Consider the following 16,456-nt stretch of genomic DNA (forward strand, 5'->3'; position numbering starts at 1 on the left):
AAGTGCCCTTACGTCGTTTATGGCAGGGACGCCTGCTTGGACACTGCACTTACTGAACTGCTTTCAGTAATTTAACTTCATTCGAGGTAGCCTATATGTTAAACACACTCTACTCCGGAAACCGCTTACGTGTTGACTTCGCTAAAACCCCGCAACAGATCGATGTTCCTAACCTCCTTCAACTGCAACTGAGCTCTTACGAAAACTTCCTGATGATGGATCAGAAGGACCGCGCCGAAAGTGGCCTGGAACGCGTATTCCAGTCTGTCTTCCCGATCCATGATGCCCAGAACCGCATTACGCTTGAGTACATGGGGTCCGAGATCGGTACGCCGAAATACACCGTACGCGAGTGTATGGAACGTGGACTCACCTACTCCGTCTCCCTGCGCATGAAAACGCGCCTGGTCCTCTGGGACCGTGACGAGAACACCAAAGAGAAAAAAGGTGTCAGCGAGATCAAAGAGCAGTCGATCTTTATCCGCGACATCCCGCTGATGACGGACCGTACCTCCTTCGTCATCAACGGTGTCGAACGCGTCGTCGTCAACCAGCTTCACCGTTCGCCGGGCGTTATCTTCAAAGAAGAAGAAGCGACGACGGCCGGCAACAAGCTGATCTACACCGGTCAGATCATCCCGGACCGCGGTTCATGGCTCTATTTCGAGTATGACCCGAAAGATATCCTTTACATGCGCATCAACAAGCGCCGTAAAGTGCCGGTCACAATCATGTTCCGTGCCCTGGGGTACAGCAAGCAGGACATCCTGAAGCTCTTCTACCCGCTCCAGACGATCGAGATCGTGGACAACGCGTTCCTGATGCCGTTCGAGCCGGAGCAGTTCGACGGCCGCCTGGAGTTCGATCTCCGCGACGTAGAGGGCAATGTTCACGTGGCAGCCGGTAAACGTCTCTCCAGCAAAAAAGCGCAGAAGATGATCGAAACCGGCATCACACGTGTCCAGTACCCGGTCGAGGTTCTCTGCGAACGTCACCTCGCCGAGCCGATCATCAACCCTGAAACGGGCGAAGTCCTCTTCGACACGATGACCTCCATCGACGAGATGAAGCTCAAGAAGATCGCGGAAGCGGGCATCGGCTCCTTCGTCATCGCGAACGACCTGGCATCCGGCGTCGACAGCTCCATCATCAACGCCTTCCTGGCGGATGCGGATTCTCTGAAGCTGCTCAAGCAGACGGAAGAGCTTGAAGACGAGAACGATCTCGCGGCGATCCGTATCTACAAGGTTATGCGCCCGGGCGAACCGGTCACCAAGGAGGCGGCGAAAGCCTTCGTCAACCAGCTCTTCTTTGACCCGGAACGCTACGACCTGACCCGCGTCGGCCGTATGAAGATGAACCACAAGCTCGGCCAGGAGATCCCGGAGTACGTCACCGTACTCACCAACGAGGATATCATCAATACGGTCAAGTACGTCATCAAGGTCAAGAACGGCAAGGGCCACATTGACGACCGTGACCACCTCGGTAACCGCCGTATCCGCTCCATCGGTGAGCTGCTCGGCAACGAACTGCACAACGGTCTCATCAAGATGCAGAAGGCGATCAAGGACAAGCTCTCCACGATGAGCGGACCGATGGCCGAACTGATGCCGCACGACCTGATCAACTCCAAGATGATCACTTCGACGATCATGGAGTTCTTCTCCGGCGGCCAGTTGAGCCAGTTTATGGACCAGACGAACCCGCTGTCGGAAGTGACGCACAAACGCCGCCTCTCCGCACTCGGTGAGGGCGGTCTCGTCAAAGAGCGCGCCGGCTTCGAAGTCCGTGACGTTCACCCGACGCACTACGGCCGTATCTGTCCGATCGAGACCCCGGAGGGTCAGAACATCGGTCTTATCAACACTCTCGCTACCTACGCGAAGGTCAACGAACACGGCTTTATCGAAGCGCCGTACAACGTTGTCAAAGACGGCATCGTCCAGTACGGTGACGAGAATGTCGTCTACCTGACGGCAACGCAGGAAGAGGGGATGACCATCGCCGCGGCGTCGAACAAAGTTGATGCAAACGGCCAGTTTGCCGAAGACCTGATCGAGCTGCGCAAAGACGGCGAGATCATTCTCGGTTCACCGAAAGATGCAGAGTACATGGACCTCTCGTCTCACATGGTCGTCGGCGTCGCCGCATCGCTCATTCCGTTCCTGGAACACGATGACGCGAACCGCGCCCTCATGGGATCGAACATGCAGCGCCAGGCCGTACCGCTCCTCAAGCCCTCCGCACCGATGGTCGGTACGGGTGTCGAGAAGCTGGTCGCCCGCGATGCATGGGAGAGCGTTAAAGCGAAACGTGCCGGGATCGTCGAAAAGATCGACGCCCGCCACATCTACGTCATCAGCAAGGATGACGAAGGTGCGGTGATCGACTATTACCCGCTGCAGAAGAACCTGCGTACCAACCAGAATACGACCTTCGGCCAGAAGCCGATCGTCAAGGTCGGTGAGCACGTCGAAGCGGGACAGGTCATCGCCGACGGTCCGAACATGGATCAGGGCGAGCTCGCCCTCGGCCAGAATGCGCTCGTCGCCTTCATGCCGTGGAACGGTTACAACTTCGAGGATGCGATTGTCATCTCCGAGAAACTGATCCGCGAAGATGCGTACACCTCCGTTCACATCTACGAGAAAGAGGCGGAAGCGCGCGAACTGAAGCACGGTGTCGAAGAGATCACCCGTGACATCCCGAACGTCCGGGACGAAGACCTCGCGCACCTGGATGAAAGCGGTATCGTCAAAATCGGTACCTATGTCAGCGGCGGCATGATCCTCGTCGGTAAAGTTTCGCCGAAAGGCGAAGTGAAGCCGACACCGGAAGAGCGCCTCCTGCGTGCCATCTTCGGTGAAAAAGCGGGCCACGTTGTCAACAAGTCGCTCTACTGTCCGCCGAGCATGGAAGGGGTCGTCGTCGACGTCAAAGTCTTCACGAAAAAAGGCTATGACAAAGACCCGCGTACCCTCGAGATGGAAAAGGCGGAGCGCGACGAGCTCGAGCGCGAGCACTACGACCGCCTCCTCATGATCGATAAAGAGGAGATGATGCGTGTCGTCTCCCTGCTGACGAAGTCGCCGCTGGAGAGCGACGTCACGGCGAACGGTACGGCTTACAGCGCCGGCGACCTGATCAAGGCCGAAGACCTTGAGAACGTCAACCGCTTCGCGATGAACAACATCGTCAAAGCGTACAGCGAAGATGTCCAGGCGAAGTACAACAAGACGAAGAACCACTTCCAGAAAGAGAAGAAGAAGTTCCGCGACGAGCACGAAGAGAAGCTGACGATCCTTGAAAAAGACGACATTCTCCCCAACGGCGTCGTCAAATACGTCAAGGTCTACGTCGCGACGAAGCGCAAGCTCAAAGTCGGGGACAAGATGGCGGGTCGTCACGGGAACAAGGGTATCGTCTCCACGATCGTCCCGGAAGTCGATATGCCGTACATGGCCAACGGCCGTTCCGTCGACGTCTGTCTGAACCCGCTGGGGGTTCCGTCGCGTATGAACATCGGGCAGATCCTTGAGATGCACCTGGGCATGGTCGGCCGCGAGCTCGGCTACCAGATCCAGGAGCAGTTCGAGCAGGAGCAGGCGGATCTTATCGCTTCGCTTCGCAAGCAGCTCGGTGAGATCGCGGGTGCTGCACGCCTGATGAAACTCGAAGACGCCGTCGCCAAGATGAGCGACGACGAGATCCTCAAGTATGCCCGCGACTGGAGCAACGGTGTCCGTTTCGCGACACCGATCTTCGAGGGCGTCAACGCCGAAGAGTTCGAGAACCTCTTCGCGATGGCGAAGATGGACAAAGACGGTAAAACCGTCCTGTTCGACGGTAAGACCGGTGAACAGCTCAAAGAGCGTGTCAACGTCGGTTACATGTACGTCATCAAACTGCACCACCTGGTCGACGAGAAGGTCCACGCCCGTTCAACGGGGCCGTACTCTCTCGTTACCCAGCAGCCGGTCGGCGGTAAGGCCCTCTTCGGTGGCCAGCGCTTCGGGGAGATGGAAGTATGGGCTCTCGAGGCCTACGGTGCTTCCGCGGTCCTCAAAGAGATGCTGACGATCAAGTCGGATGACGTTGACGGTCGTGTCGCGGCGTACAAAGCATTGACAAAAGGTGAAAGCGTGCCGGAATCCGGTATTCCTGAAACGCTGTTCGTACTGACAAAAGAGCTGCAATCCCTTGCGCTTGATGTAGAGATTTTTGACGAGGTGGAAGACGATGAGCAAATTAGTGCCGATTGAAGTAACGGAAGAGAATCGCCCGAAGGACATTAAACAGCTGCAGTTCCGCCTGGCGAGCCCGGAGAAGATCCTCTCCTGGAGCCACGGCGAAGTCAAAAAGCCGGAGACGATCAACTACCGTACCCTGAAACCGGAACGCGACGGTCTGTTCTGTGCGAAGATCTTCGGACCGGTCCGCGATTACGAGTGTCTGTGCGGCAAGTACAAGAAGATGCGTTACAAAGGCGTCGTGTGTGAGAAGTGTGGCGTTGAAGTCACCACTTCCAAGGTCCGCCGTACCCGTATGGGTCACATCGACCTGGTCACGCCGGTAGCGCACATCTGGTACGTCAGCTCCCTGCCGAGCCGTATCGGTACGCTCCTGGGTGTCAAAATGAAAGACCTCGAGCGCGTACTCTACTACGAGGCGTACATCGTCAAAAGCGGCGGTGAAGCGTACTACGATGCGGAGCAGAGCGCACCGGTCATCAAGTACGATGTTCTCAACGAAGAGCAGTACCGTACCCTCAACCAGCGCTACAGCGAGAGCGGCTTCGTCGCCCAGATGGGCGGCGAGGTCATCCGTGACCTGCTCGACGACATCGACCTCGTCGAGCTCTTCTCCGTCCTCAAAGAGGAGATGGAGGGGACCCGTTCCGAAGCGAAACGCAAAACGATCGTCAAGCGCCTGAAGGTCATCGAATCCTTCCTGAACTCCGGGAACAACCCGGCGTGGATGATGCTCTCCGTGCTGCCCGTCCTGCCGCCGGACCTGCGTCCGCTGGTCAGCCTGGACGGCGGCAAGTTCGCCGTCTCCGACGTCAACGACCTGTACCGCCGTGTTATCAACCGTAACCAGCGTCTGAAACGTCTGATCGAGCTCGAAGCGCCGGAGATCATCGTGCGCAACGAGAAGCGTATGCTTCAGGAGTCTGTTGACGCCCTCTTCGACAACGGCCGCCGTGCCAACGCCGTCAAGGGTGCGAACAAGCGTCCGCTGAAATCACTCTCCGAGGTCATCAAGGGTAAGCAGGGACGTTTCCGTCAGAACCTTCTCGGTAAGCGTGTCGACTTCTCCGGCCGTTCAGTCATCGTCGTCGGTCCGGACCTCAAGATGGACCAGTGCGGTCTGCCGAAAAAGATGGCCCTCGAACTCTTCAAGCCGCACCTGATCGCGAAGCTCGAAGACAAAGGGTACGCGACAACCGTCAAGGCTGCCAAGAAGATGATCGAGGACAAAACCAACGAGGTTTGGGAGTGTCTCTCCGAGATCGTCGAAGGCTACCCGATCATGCTCAACCGTGCGCCGACGCTGCACAAACTCTCGATCCAGGCCTTCCACCCGCGCCTGATCGAAGGGAAAGCGATCCAGCTGCACCCGCTCGTCTGTGCGGCCTTCAACGCCGACTTCGACGGTGACCAGATGGCGGTCCACGTCCCGCTCTCCGCCGAGGCGATTGCGGAAGCGAAAGTTCTGATGCTCTCATCCATGAACATTCTGCTCCCGGCCTCCGGTAAAGCGATCGCGACACCGTCGCAGGATATGGTCCTCGGGATCTACTACCTCTCCCTGGAGAAAAACGGTGTCGTCGGCTCGAACAAGCTGTTCGCCAACGTCGACGAGATCCGTATCGCCCTGGAGCAGAGCGGGCTTGACCTGCATGCACGTATCCGTACCCGTGTCGACGGCCGTATGATCACGACGACGGTCGGCCGTCTCCTCATCAAGGAGATCCTGCCTTCATTCGTCCCGGTCGACCTCTGGAACCGTGTCATGAAGAAAAAGGCGATCAACGCCCTGGTCGACTACGTTCAGAAGCACGGCGGTATCGCCGTCACGGCCGGTTTCCTCGACCGCCTCAAGAACCTCGGTTTCAAACATGCGACCGCGGCGGGTGTCTCCATCTCCGTTGACGACGTCATCGTCCCGGAAGAGAAACCGGAGCTGATCGCGCAGTCCAAGGCGAAGGTCAAAGAGATCCAGAAGCAGTACGAAGCGGGTCTTCTGACCGAGCAGGAACGCTACAACAAGATCATCGACGTCTGGACCGACGTTAACAATACGCTTGCGGGCGACATGATGCAGATGATCGAGAACGACAAATCGGGCTTCAACTCCATCTACATGATGGCCGACTCCGGGGCGCGGGGTTCTGCGGCCCAGATCCGTCAGCTTGCCGGTATGCGCGGTCTGATGGCGAAGCCGGACGGCTCGATCATCGAAACGCCGATTATCTCGAACTTTAAAGAGGGTCTGAACGTCCTTGAGTACTTCATTTCGACCCACGGTGCCCGTAAAGGTCTGGCGGATACCGCGCTTAAAACGGCGAATGCGGGTTACCTGACCCGTAAACTCGTCGACGTTGCGCAGAACGTGAAGATCGTCGAGGACGACTGTGGTTCCCACGAGGGGATCGAGATCACGGACATCTCCATCGGTAACGAAATGATTGAACCGCTCGAAGACCGTATCTACGGCCGCGTCCTCGCCGAAGACGCGATCGACCCGATCACCAACGAGATCCTCTACCCCGAGGGCGAGCTGATCGACGAGATCAAGGCGAGCAAGATCGTCGAGGCGGGCATCAAGTCCGTGCATATCCGTACGCCGGCGACCTGTAAATCCGAAGGCGGCGTCTGTGCACTCTGTTACGGTAAAAACCTCGGTACCGGCGAACTGGTCCGCAAGGGCGAGGCCGTCGGTATTATCGCTGCACAGTCGATCGGGGAACCGGGTACACAGCTGACACTTCGTACCTTCCACGTCGGTGGTACGGCGTCCAGCACCCGTGAAGAGCGCCAGGTCGTCGCAACGAAGAAAGGTTTCATCCGTTACTACAACCTGAAAACCTATAAGAACCAGGAAGGCAAGAATATCGTCGCCAACCGCCGTAACGCGGGTGTGCTCCTGGTCGAACCGAAGATCAAAGCGCCGTTCGACGGTACCATCGACGTTCAGACGATCCACGACGAGATCCTTGTCAGCGTCAGCAACGGTGAACAGACACAGCGCTATACCCTGCGCAAGACCGAGGTCGCCCGCCCGAACGAACTGGCCGGCGTCAGCGGTAAGATCGAAGGGAAGTTCTACCTGCCGTACGAGAGCGGCGCGAAAGTCGTCGCCCACGAGTCGATCGTCGAGACGATCCGTGACGGTTGGAACGTTCCGAACCGTATCCCGTACGCTTCCGAGCTGCTCGTCGACGACGGTGCACCGGTCACACAGCGTGTCGAAGCGGGTGCGAAAGGTACGGTCAAGTTCTTCCTCCTCAAAGGGGATTACCTTGAGCGCTACGATGCGATTAGCAAGGGCTACGAAGTCACCGAGAAAGGCCTGTTCGCCGTCGTCGTCGACGCCGATGACCGTGAAGCGAACCGCCACTACATCGCCCGCGGCTCCATCGTCGATATCGACGATGATGCCGAGGCGGAAGCGGCAACGGTCATTGCACACGCCGCAACGGCCGAATCGCTCGTCATCGCCGAGTGGGACCCGTACTCAAATCCGATCATCTCCGAAGCGGCCGGTACGGTCAAGTTCGAAGATGTCATCCCGGGCGTCACGGCGTCCGAGCAGTTCGACGAACTGACGGGCAAAACGCGTCTGATGATCAACGAGTACATCTCTCCGGAGTACAAACCGGCGATCGTGCTCGCGACGGAAGCCGGCGAGCTTATCCGTTATTCGCTCGAGCCGAAAACGGCGGTCTTCGCCCAGAACAACGCGACGGTCAACGTCGCCGACATCCTGGCGAAAACACCGAAAGCGCTCCAGAAGTCACGCGACATTACCGGGGGTCTCCCGCGCGTTTCCGAGCTCTTTGAAGCCCGTAAGCCGAAAGACGTCGCCCTCATCGCAGAGGTTGACGGTGTCGTCAGCTTCGGCAAGCCGCTGCGCGGGAAAGAGCGTATCGTCATTACCGGCGAAAACGGTATCATCAAAGAGTACTTTGTCGACAAGAACCAGAACGCCCTGGTCCACCCGGGCGAATTCGTTCACGCCGGCGAGCGTCTCTCCGACGGTATGGTCTCAAGCCACGAGATCCTGCGTATCCTCGGGGTCAAGGCACTGTACAACTACCTGGTCAGCGAAGTCCAGCAGGTTTACCGCCGCCAGGGGGTTAACATTGCGGATAAACACATCGAGGTCATCTTTACCCAGATGATCCGCCAGGTCAAGATCGTCAAGTCCGGCGATACGAAGTTCATCCAGGGCGACCTCGTCTCGAAGAACCGCTTCAAGGAAGAGAACGAGAAGATCCTGCGCCTCGGCGGCGAGCCGGCGATTGCCGAACCGTTCCTGGTCGGTATCACCCGTGCTTCCGTCAGTGCGGACTCCATTATCTCCGCGGCGTCCTTCCAGGATACCACGAAGGTCCTCACCGAAGCGGCCGTCTCTGCGAAGATCGACGACCTGACCGATATGAAAGAGAACGTCATTATCGGTCGTACGATCCCGGCCGGTACCGGTATGTACAAAGAGTACACGATCGACTTCGAATCGTAACGTCACTCCCTGCGGGGGGCTCCCCCGCGCACCACTCCCTTTTCTCTTAAGATAAGCTAAAATTCAACTTAACTTTAGTATTATTTCGCGTTCAATACTCTCTCGTGAGAAGTATCTACTGGAACATTTACATTATGAAAGGATTCAAATGCCTACAATCAACCAGTTGATTCGTAAAGAGCGCAAGGCTGTGATCAAAAAATCTAAGTCTCCCGCACTCGTAAACTGCCCGCAGCGCCGCGGCGTCTGTACGCGTGTTTACACGACGACACCTAAAAAACCGAACTCGGCACTTCGTAAAGTCGCCAAGGTCCGCCTGACATCAGGTTTCGAGGTGATCTCTTATATCGGTGGTGAAGGTCACAACCTGCAAGAGCACTCTATCGTTCTCGTACGCGGCGGTCGTGTCAAAGACCTTCCGGGTGTTAAGTATCACATCGTTCGCGGTGCGCTCGATACTGCCGGTGTTGCTAACCGTACGGTTGCACGTTCTAAATACGGTACGAAACGCCCGAAGAAATAAGAACGTCCAGTTCAGTCAAGCATTGAGTATCGGGGGATTGCCCTGAGAAGATGTGAATACAAAGCGAAAGCTTTGAGTAAATTTTGAAAAAAATTGAAGCCAATAAGGAAATACAATGCGTAGAAGAAGAGCGCCCGTCCGTGAGATCATGCCCGATCCGGTTCACGGCAGCAAAGTTCTGACAAAGTTCATTAACAAAATCATGCTCGACGGTAAGAAAAGCACTGCCGAGAAGATCATGTACAGCGCCCTGGATATTATCAGTGCCCGCGGTGAAAAACCGGGTATCGAAGTATTCAACGAAGCGATCGACAACATCAAGCCGGTTCTGGAAGTCAAAAGCCGCCGCGTCGGTGGGGCAACCTATCAGGTTCCAGTAGAAGTACGCCCTGTCCGCCAACTCTCCCTGGCGATCCGCTGGCTTGTCGATGCTGCCCGTAAACGCAATGAGCGTACGATGGCAGAGCGCCTGGCGAACGAACTGATGGATGCAGCGACTGACAAAGGTTCTGCGTTCAAAAAGAAAGAAGATACCTACAAAATGGCAGAAGCGAACAAAGCGTTCGCACACTACCGCTGGTAATCGTCATGCAACCCTTCCGTGCTACTATCGCGTCTCGCTTTAGGGGCACGGTCCCCTCTAACTACTATATCTAAGGCTTATTACAATGGCAAGATCTCATAAACTCGAAGATGTAAGAAATATCGGTATCGCCGCGCACATCGATGCGGGTAAAACGACGACGACCGAACGTATCCTCTTCTATACCGGTGTTGAGCACAAGATCGGTGAGGTACACGACGGTGCGGCCACCATGGACTGGATGGAGCAGGAGCAGGAGCGCGGTATTACGATTACGTCTGCTGCGACTACGTGTGAATGGGCCGGCAAACAGATCAACATCATCGACACCCCGGGCCACGTCGACTTCACGATTGAAGTGGAGCGTTCCATGCGTGTTCTCGACGGTGCGGTTTCCGTATTCTGTGCGGTCGGTGGTGTCCAGCCGCAGTCCGAGACTGTATGGCGTCAGCGTAACCGCTACGGTGTACCATCTATCGTATTCGTTAACAAGATGGACCGTATCGGTGCAGACTTCTACGAAGTCGAAAACCAGATCCGCAACCGCCTCAAGGGTAACCCGGTTCCGATCCAGCTGCCGATCGGTGCGGAAGACAACTTCGAAGGTGTTGTCGACCTCGTCAAGATGAAAGAGATCGTCTGGGACGCTGACGCTGCAATGGGTTCAGCTTACCACGAGCAGGACATCCGTGACGACATGATGGACAAAGCCGAAGAGTACCGCGAAAAGATGATCGAAGAGATCTCTGCCGTTGACGGTAACGAAGAGCTGATGGAGAAATTCCTCGAGGGTGAAGAGATCAGCAACGACGAGATCATCGCGGCGATCAAACGCGCAACGATCGCGATGCACATTGTTCCGATGACTGCCGGTACGGCGTTCAAGAACAAGGGTGTACAGACGCTGCTCGACGCTGTTGTCGCTTACCTGCCGGCCCCGACGGAAGTCGCGGCGATCCGCGGTACGATGATGGACGACGAAGAGAAAGAGGTCATCGTCGAATCTACGGACAACGGACCGTTCGCGGCACTGGCGTTCAAGATTATGACGGACCCTTTTGTCGGTACCCTGACCTTCATCCGTGTCTACCGCGGTGTTCTTGAGAGCGGTTCCTACGCGATCAATACGACCAAGGACAAGAAAGAGCGTGTCGGCCGTATCATGAAGATGCACGCCATCAAGCGCGAAGAGGTCAAAGAGATCTACGCGGGTGAAATCGGCGCGGTTGTCGGTCTGAAAGATACGACGACGGGTGACACTCTGGCGTCTGATAAAGACAAAGTCGTTCTCGAGCGCATGGACTTCCCGGAGCCGGTTATCTCCGTTGCGGTTGAGCCGAAAACGAAAGCTGACCAGGAAAAAATGGGTATCGCGCTGGGTAAACTGGCTGCGGAAGACCCTTCTTTCCGTGTTCACACCGACGAAGAGTCCGGCCAGACGATTATCTCCGGTATGGGTGAGCTTCACCTGGAGATCATTGTCGACCGTATGAAGCGCGAGTTCAAAGTCGAAGCCGAAGTCGGTGCACCGCAGGTCGCCTACCGCGAATCGATCAAGAGTGAAGTCGAGCAGGAATACAAGTACGCCAAGCAGTCAGGCGGTCGCGGTCAGTTCGGCCACGTCTACCTGCGCATCAAGCCGGGCGAAGCGGGTTCAGGTTACATCTTCCACAACGAGATCAAAGGTGGTGTTATTCCGAAAGAATTCATCCCTGCGGTTCAGAAGGGTTGTGAAGAAGCGATGCAGAACGGTATTCTCGCGGGCTACCCGATCGAAGACGTCGAAGTCGCACTCTACGACGGTTCCTACCACGATGTCGACTCCTCGGAGATGGCGTTCAAACTTGCCGCTTCCATGGGCTTCAAAGAGGGTGCTCGCAAGGCAAACCCTGCGATCCTCGAACCGCTGATGAAAGTCGAAGTCGAGGTTCCGGAAGAGTACATGGGTGACGTTATCGGCGACCTTAACCGCCGCCGTGGTCAGGTTAACAACATGGGCGACCGTGGTGGTAACAAGATCGTTGACGCCTTCGTACCGCTCTCCGAGATGTTCGGTTACTCTACGGACCTGCGTTCTTCTACGCAGGGCCGCGCGACTTACGCGATGGAGTTCGACCACTACGAAGAAGTTCCGCGCAACGTCGCAGAAGAGATCATCAAGAAGCGCAACGGCTAAGCCGCTGCGTCCAGAGCCTACGGGCTCTGTCTCAACCACTCCCGCTCTACCTCCAGATCCCCGAACAGCAATACATCTTTCAAGACGGCATTTTTGACATAATAGGCTTCGTCCGTCTCAATTTCCATTTCGCCGCGCGCACTCCGGAAAATATCCTGGTCGAGCTGAACACTGTAACGGTACGGTGCAGGCCTACGCGTGACGTGGACTTCGCCGCCGTCTGTCCCTGCTGCATGCTGTGTGAGGGAGTCCCCCGATGCAAGGGATTCAAGTTGAGGTCGTGCATTGAAGTACAGCGTCAGAAGGTCATCCTCTGCGGGGTAGGGGAGACGGAGGAACGCACGGCGTTCTGCAGGCCGGCTCTTTGCAACGTAGCGCATGGTATCCGGGTCGAAACGGCGCAGCGTCACGAGCATCTTTTCATGCTGGTAAAGGGTGATACCGTTACGGCCGAAACGGTAGAGCTGCTCGCGGCGGTAATCGTCCATTGTACGCAGGACACGGTAGCGTTCGGGGATAAGACGCCCCTGGGCGTCGATATGCCCCTCGCTCAGAAAGTGTTCGCTGTGATGATGCGCCAGCAGCGCGGCAATCCCTTCGAGCGTCGCGTTTGCTTCGATGCGGTAACGCTGCTGTCCCGTCGTCAGCTTCAAGGTGGTAGTGCCTACATGGCCGATGACCCAGAAAGCGATACTGTAGCGTGCTTCGATCGTCGCGGCCTGGAGGCCGAGTGCGCCGGTGATAAGCAGCGGGAGCAGGGGACGGATGATGTTGCCTAGGAGGGGAGGTCGGTCCACGTGTCGCTCTCCTCTTCGGCGGGGCGGCCCTGCAGTTGCAGCAGCGGAGTGTAGTCACGCTTGTACATCAGGCTCTGGCACCCTTCGACGTAGTAGCCCAGGTAGATCCACGGCAGCCCGCGCTCTTTGGCCAGGCTGATCTGCTGCAGAAGGGAGTATTTCCCCAGGGAACGGTCGGCATATTCGGGATCGTAGTAGAAATAGATCGAGGAGATGCCGCTGGGTAGGATGTCGATGAGATCGACGCCGATCAGGCGTTCACGGTCGAAGTAGAGCACTTCGTAGCCGAAATCGTTGTAACCGTGAACGAAGGAGCTGTAGTAGTTGCGCGGCGTCACGGGCTGCTCGTCCCAGCCGCGTCGGTGGTGCATGTAACGGTGGTAGGCGCTGAAGAGCTCCAGGTGTCTTCGGCTCATTCCGGGACGCCGGATCATGACGGTGAGATCCTCGTTCTTGCGCAGGACCCGTTTTTCGGAGCGGCTGAAACGGTAGGCATTCACGTCGATTTTGATGCTTTCGCAGGCGCTGCAGTTGCTGCAGATGGGGCGGAAGAACATTTCGCCGAAACGGCGCCATCCCCGGCGAATGAGGTGGTCGCAGTAGGCGGGGGAGCAGTGGGAGATGATCTTGTAGTGGGTGGTCTGCTCCTGGCCGGGGAGGTAGGCGCATTTCTCTTCGAGGGCACACTCTTTGAGCAGCCGGTTCGCGCCCTGGGTTTTCATCGCTTCTGCTCGATCAGCTTCGTAGTGGTATTTTCGAGGGTCTCGATGAGGCGGTTCTCCTGTTCGGGGGAGAGCTTGCCGGAGGTGATGGAGTCGAGCATCTTCTCGGCCATCTTCATCTTCATCTCCTGCTCCTGGACCCGGAGCTTGTAGAGCAGCTCGTCCTCGTGGATCTTGAGACGCTCTTTGCGGTTCTTGCCGGTGTAGTAGAAGAGAAACCAGAAGAGCATCAGGAGTGCGGCCGCGATGAGCCAGTAAAGGTAGGTCGTCTGCTCATGCTCTTTTTCAATGGCGATCTTCTTCGTCTGCGCCTCTTCCATCGCCACCTCTTTGGTGATGCCGGCCTTGGCGACGTCGGTCTCGGAGATGAGCTTCTGGACTTCGATGTCGCGGGCTTTGTTGATGAGGGCGATCTCTTTGTCCGCGTCGGCTTTGATCTTGGCGGTTTCGATCTTTTCGGAACGTTCACGCACCTGCTGCGGTGTCGCATAGGGGCCATTGGGGTTCTGTCCCATCAGGTAGGGCTGCTGACGGCTGTTGCTTTCACCGCAGCCCAGGAGCAGCAGCAGCGGAAACAGAGCGAGGATCAGCCCGCGCATGCTAGCCCCTGCTCTGCGCGATCAGTACCCCTTCGAGCATCTTGTCGATGTCGCCGTCGAGGATGGCAGTCACGTTGGAGTAGGCCTCGTTCGAACGGGTGTCCTTGACCTGCTGGTAGGGCTGCATGACATAGGAGCGGATCTGGTGCCCCCAGCCGATCTCGCTCTTCTCGATCCCCGCTTCCTCCGCACGTTTGAGTTCGAGTTCATACTCGTAGAGGCGGGATTTGAGCATCTTCATGGCCGTGGCCTTGTTCTTGTGCTGGCTCCGGTCGTTCTGACACTGCACGACGATATTCGTCGGGATATGGGTGATACGGATGGCCGATTCGGTCTTGTTGACGTGCTGGCCGCCGGCACCGGAGGCACGGTAAGTGTCGATACGGATATCCTTGTCCTCGATGACGATGTCGATGTCATCCTCGATTTCCGGGGAGACGAGTACCGAGGTAAAGGAGGTGTGGCGCTTGGCGTTGGAGTCGAAGGGGCTGATCCGCACGAGGCGGTGGATGCCGTTTTCGACTTTGAGGTAGCCGTAGGCGTTTTCGCCCTTGATGATGATGGAGGCATCCTTGATCCCCGCCTCTTCGCCGCTTTGATAGTCGAGGGTCTCGACGCTGAAGCCGCGGCGTTCCGCCCAGCGGGTATACATCCGCAGCAGAATGGAGGCCCAGTCCTGCGACTCCGTCCCGCCCGCACCCGGGTGGATGGAGACGATGGCGTTGTTGCCGTCGTTGGGACCGCTGAGCAGTACTTCGATTTCCATGGTCCGGACATTCTCTTCCAGGTCTGCCGCTTCGTCGAAGAGGGACTGGACCGTCTCTTCGTCCCCCTCATCCTTGGCCATCTCGTAGAGGTCGGCGGCGTCACCCAGCGCGGCTGCCGCCGTTTCGTACTTGGCGAGTTTTCGTTCAAGCTGCGTCTTCTCTTTCTGCACGACCGCGGCATTGGCGGCATCGTTCCAGAAATCCTGGGAGTTTTCCAGGTCCGCAATCTCATCCAGGCGCGCTTTGATGTCGTCGGGCCGGACGACACCGGTGATGTTTTTCATTTTCGTTTTGAGCGTTTTTAAGAGTTCGCCGTATTCGTAATGGTCCAAAAATGTCTCTCCAGAATAGTAGGGTGGCTCTCATTCCCCTGCATGCACACAGCGCAATAGAAAAATGTCATAATCAAGGCGCCGCTTTGAAGGCCTAGCCAGAGCTAAGCCGAAAAGCGGTAACGCCGAGTAGGGCATTTTTCTGTTGTGCCCTCCGGGAGGGCATTTGAAGTACAACCTTTTCCCCGTTCACTGCTTGACTTGGCGATGACCAGGCCTGCGCAGAGAACAAGAAAAATCTCATCCTTCAAATGCCCTCTGAGTACATGCAGGGGAATGAGAGTCACCCTTCAGTATAATGCCGATTATATTCAATCGAGGCTTAAAACATGGAGATTATCAAGAGCCCCAATGCCCTTAAAGACGCGCTTAAAGCGGCGCAGGGGAGTGTCGGTTTCGTTCCGACGATGGGGGCGCTTCACATCGGTCACAAGACGCTGATCCAGGCGGCCAGGGAGGGGAACGACATCGTCGTCGTCTCCATCTTCGTCAACCCGACGCAGTTCCTGCCCGGCGAGGACCTGGACGCCTACCCGCGCCGCAGGGAAGCGGACGAAAAGATCTGTGCCCTTGCCGGTGTCGATTTTCTCTTTTATCCCGATGTCTCTGATATGTACGGCGAGGACGAAGTGAGCCTTGTCGCCCCGGATGTCCGCGGCTACATCCTTGAGGGTACGTCGCGGCCGGGCCACTTCAGCGGCGTGCTGACGGTCGTGAACAAGCTGCTCAATATCGTCGGCCCCGACCGCGCCTATTTCGGCCGCAAAGATGCCCAGCAGCTGATGCTCATCCAGACGATGGTCAAGAACCTTTTTATGGACGTGGAGATCGTGCCGTGCCATACGGTGCGCGACAGCGACGGGCTGGCGCTCAGTTCGCGCAACGCCTACCTCTCCGCCGATGAGCGCAGCGAAGCGCTGAAGATCTCCCGCGCGCTGACGAAGGCGTCGCATCTGGTTGGCAAGGGGGTCCTGGGCTGCGACCGTCTCTACGCGGAGATGCTGGCCGTTCTGGAGCCGCTGGAAGTCGAACACGTCGCCATCGTCAACCGGGCGTTTATGCCTATAGACACGGTGGAAGTCGGCAATACGATCATTCTTGTCGAGGCGGTTGTCGGGACGACGCGGCTTTTGGATAACGTCTGGATTTGAGGGGTTTTGTTCCCCTTCTTCTTTGTGTGCCCAAAGAAGAAGCCGAACCGGGAAG

The 16,456-nt window shown here is 57.0% G+C and carries 10 protein-coding genes; 6 read left to right on the forward strand and 4 right to left on the reverse strand.

Features of this window, described 5'->3' with window-relative positions; all coding sequences use genetic code 11:
* The first annotated feature begins 95 nt into the window (after window positions 1-95).
* From rpoB to fusA, 5 genes are all read left to right on the forward strand, one after another.
* Window positions 96-4,265 (forward strand): DNA-directed RNA polymerase subunit beta, encoded by a 4,170-nt coding sequence (gene rpoB, locus WCX49_RS02065; RefSeq protein WP_345985920.1) that lies wholly within the window; start codon window positions 96-98, stop codon window positions 4,263-4,265.
* Window positions 4,243-8,751, forward strand: a complete 4,509-nt coding sequence (rpoC, locus tag WCX49_RS02070; protein WP_345985921.1) for a DNA-directed RNA polymerase subunit beta' — start codon at window positions 4,243-4,245, stop codon at window positions 8,749-8,751. The genes rpoB and rpoC overlap by 23 nt, the downstream gene beginning before the upstream one ends.
* 148 nt (window positions 8,752-8,899) lie before the next feature.
* Window positions 8,900-9,274, forward strand: a complete 375-nt coding sequence (rpsL, locus tag WCX49_RS02075; protein ID WP_345970580.1) for a 30S ribosomal protein S12 — start codon at window positions 8,900-8,902, stop codon at window positions 9,272-9,274.
* Between the two features lie 115 nt (window positions 9,275-9,389).
* The gene (rpsG, locus tag WCX49_RS02080; RefSeq protein ID WP_345985922.1) at window positions 9,390-9,857 is read left to right on the forward strand and encodes a 30S ribosomal protein S7; all 468 of its coding nucleotides are present in this window, start codon (window positions 9,390-9,392) and stop codon (window positions 9,855-9,857) included.
* An 85-nt stretch (window positions 9,858-9,942) separates the two neighbouring features.
* Window positions 9,943-12,033 carry an elongation factor G gene (gene fusA / locus WCX49_RS02085; protein ID WP_345985923.1) on the forward strand — a complete coding sequence of 697 codons (2,091 nt, stop codon included), beginning with the start codon at window positions 9,943-9,945 and terminating at the stop codon, window positions 12,031-12,033.
* Between the two features lie 17 nt (window positions 12,034-12,050).
* Here fusA and WCX49_RS02090 read toward each other — a convergent pair whose 3' ends face one another.
* Genes WCX49_RS02090 through prfB form a run of 4 tightly spaced genes read right to left on the reverse strand, consistent with a single transcriptional unit; the run spans window position 12,051 to window position 15,250 of the window.
* Complete coding sequence (locus WCX49_RS02090) at window positions 12,051-12,830, reverse strand: DUF3108 domain-containing protein (RefSeq protein ID WP_345985924.1); 780 nt, start codon at window positions 12,828-12,830, stop codon at window positions 12,051-12,053.
* Window positions 12,809-13,552: an arginyltransferase gene (locus tag WCX49_RS02095; RefSeq protein ID WP_345985925.1), complete on the reverse strand. Its 744-nt coding sequence runs from the start codon at window positions 13,550-13,552 to the stop codon at window positions 12,809-12,811. The genes WCX49_RS02090 and WCX49_RS02095 overlap by 22 nt, the downstream gene beginning before the upstream one ends.
* Entirely contained in the window at window positions 13,549-14,151 is a 603-nt protein-coding gene (locus tag WCX49_RS02100; RefSeq protein ID WP_345985926.1) for a hypothetical protein, read from the reverse strand. Before WCX49_RS02100 ends, WCX49_RS02095 begins: the two co-directional genes overlap by 4 nt.
* Before the next feature lies 1 nt (window position 14,152).
* The gene (gene prfB, locus WCX49_RS02105; RefSeq protein ID WP_345985927.1) at window positions 14,153-15,250 is read right to left on the reverse strand and encodes a peptide chain release factor 2; all 1,098 of its coding nucleotides are present in this window, start codon (window positions 15,248-15,250) and stop codon (window positions 14,153-14,155) included.
* Between the two features lie 329 nt (window positions 15,251-15,579).
* On the opposite strand from prfB, the gene panC reads away from it, so the two are divergent.
* Window positions 15,580-16,401 carry a pantoate--beta-alanine ligase gene (gene panC / locus WCX49_RS02110; RefSeq protein WP_345985928.1) on the forward strand — a complete coding sequence of 274 codons (822 nt, stop codon included), beginning with the start codon at window positions 15,580-15,582 and terminating at the stop codon, window positions 16,399-16,401.
* Window positions 16,402-16,456 lie beyond the last annotated feature (55 nt).

The organism is Sulfurimonas sp. HSL-1656 (assembly GCF_039645585.1).
Classification (GTDB): Bacteria; Campylobacterota; Campylobacteria; order Campylobacterales; family Sulfurimonadaceae; genus Thiomicrolovo; species Thiomicrolovo subterrani.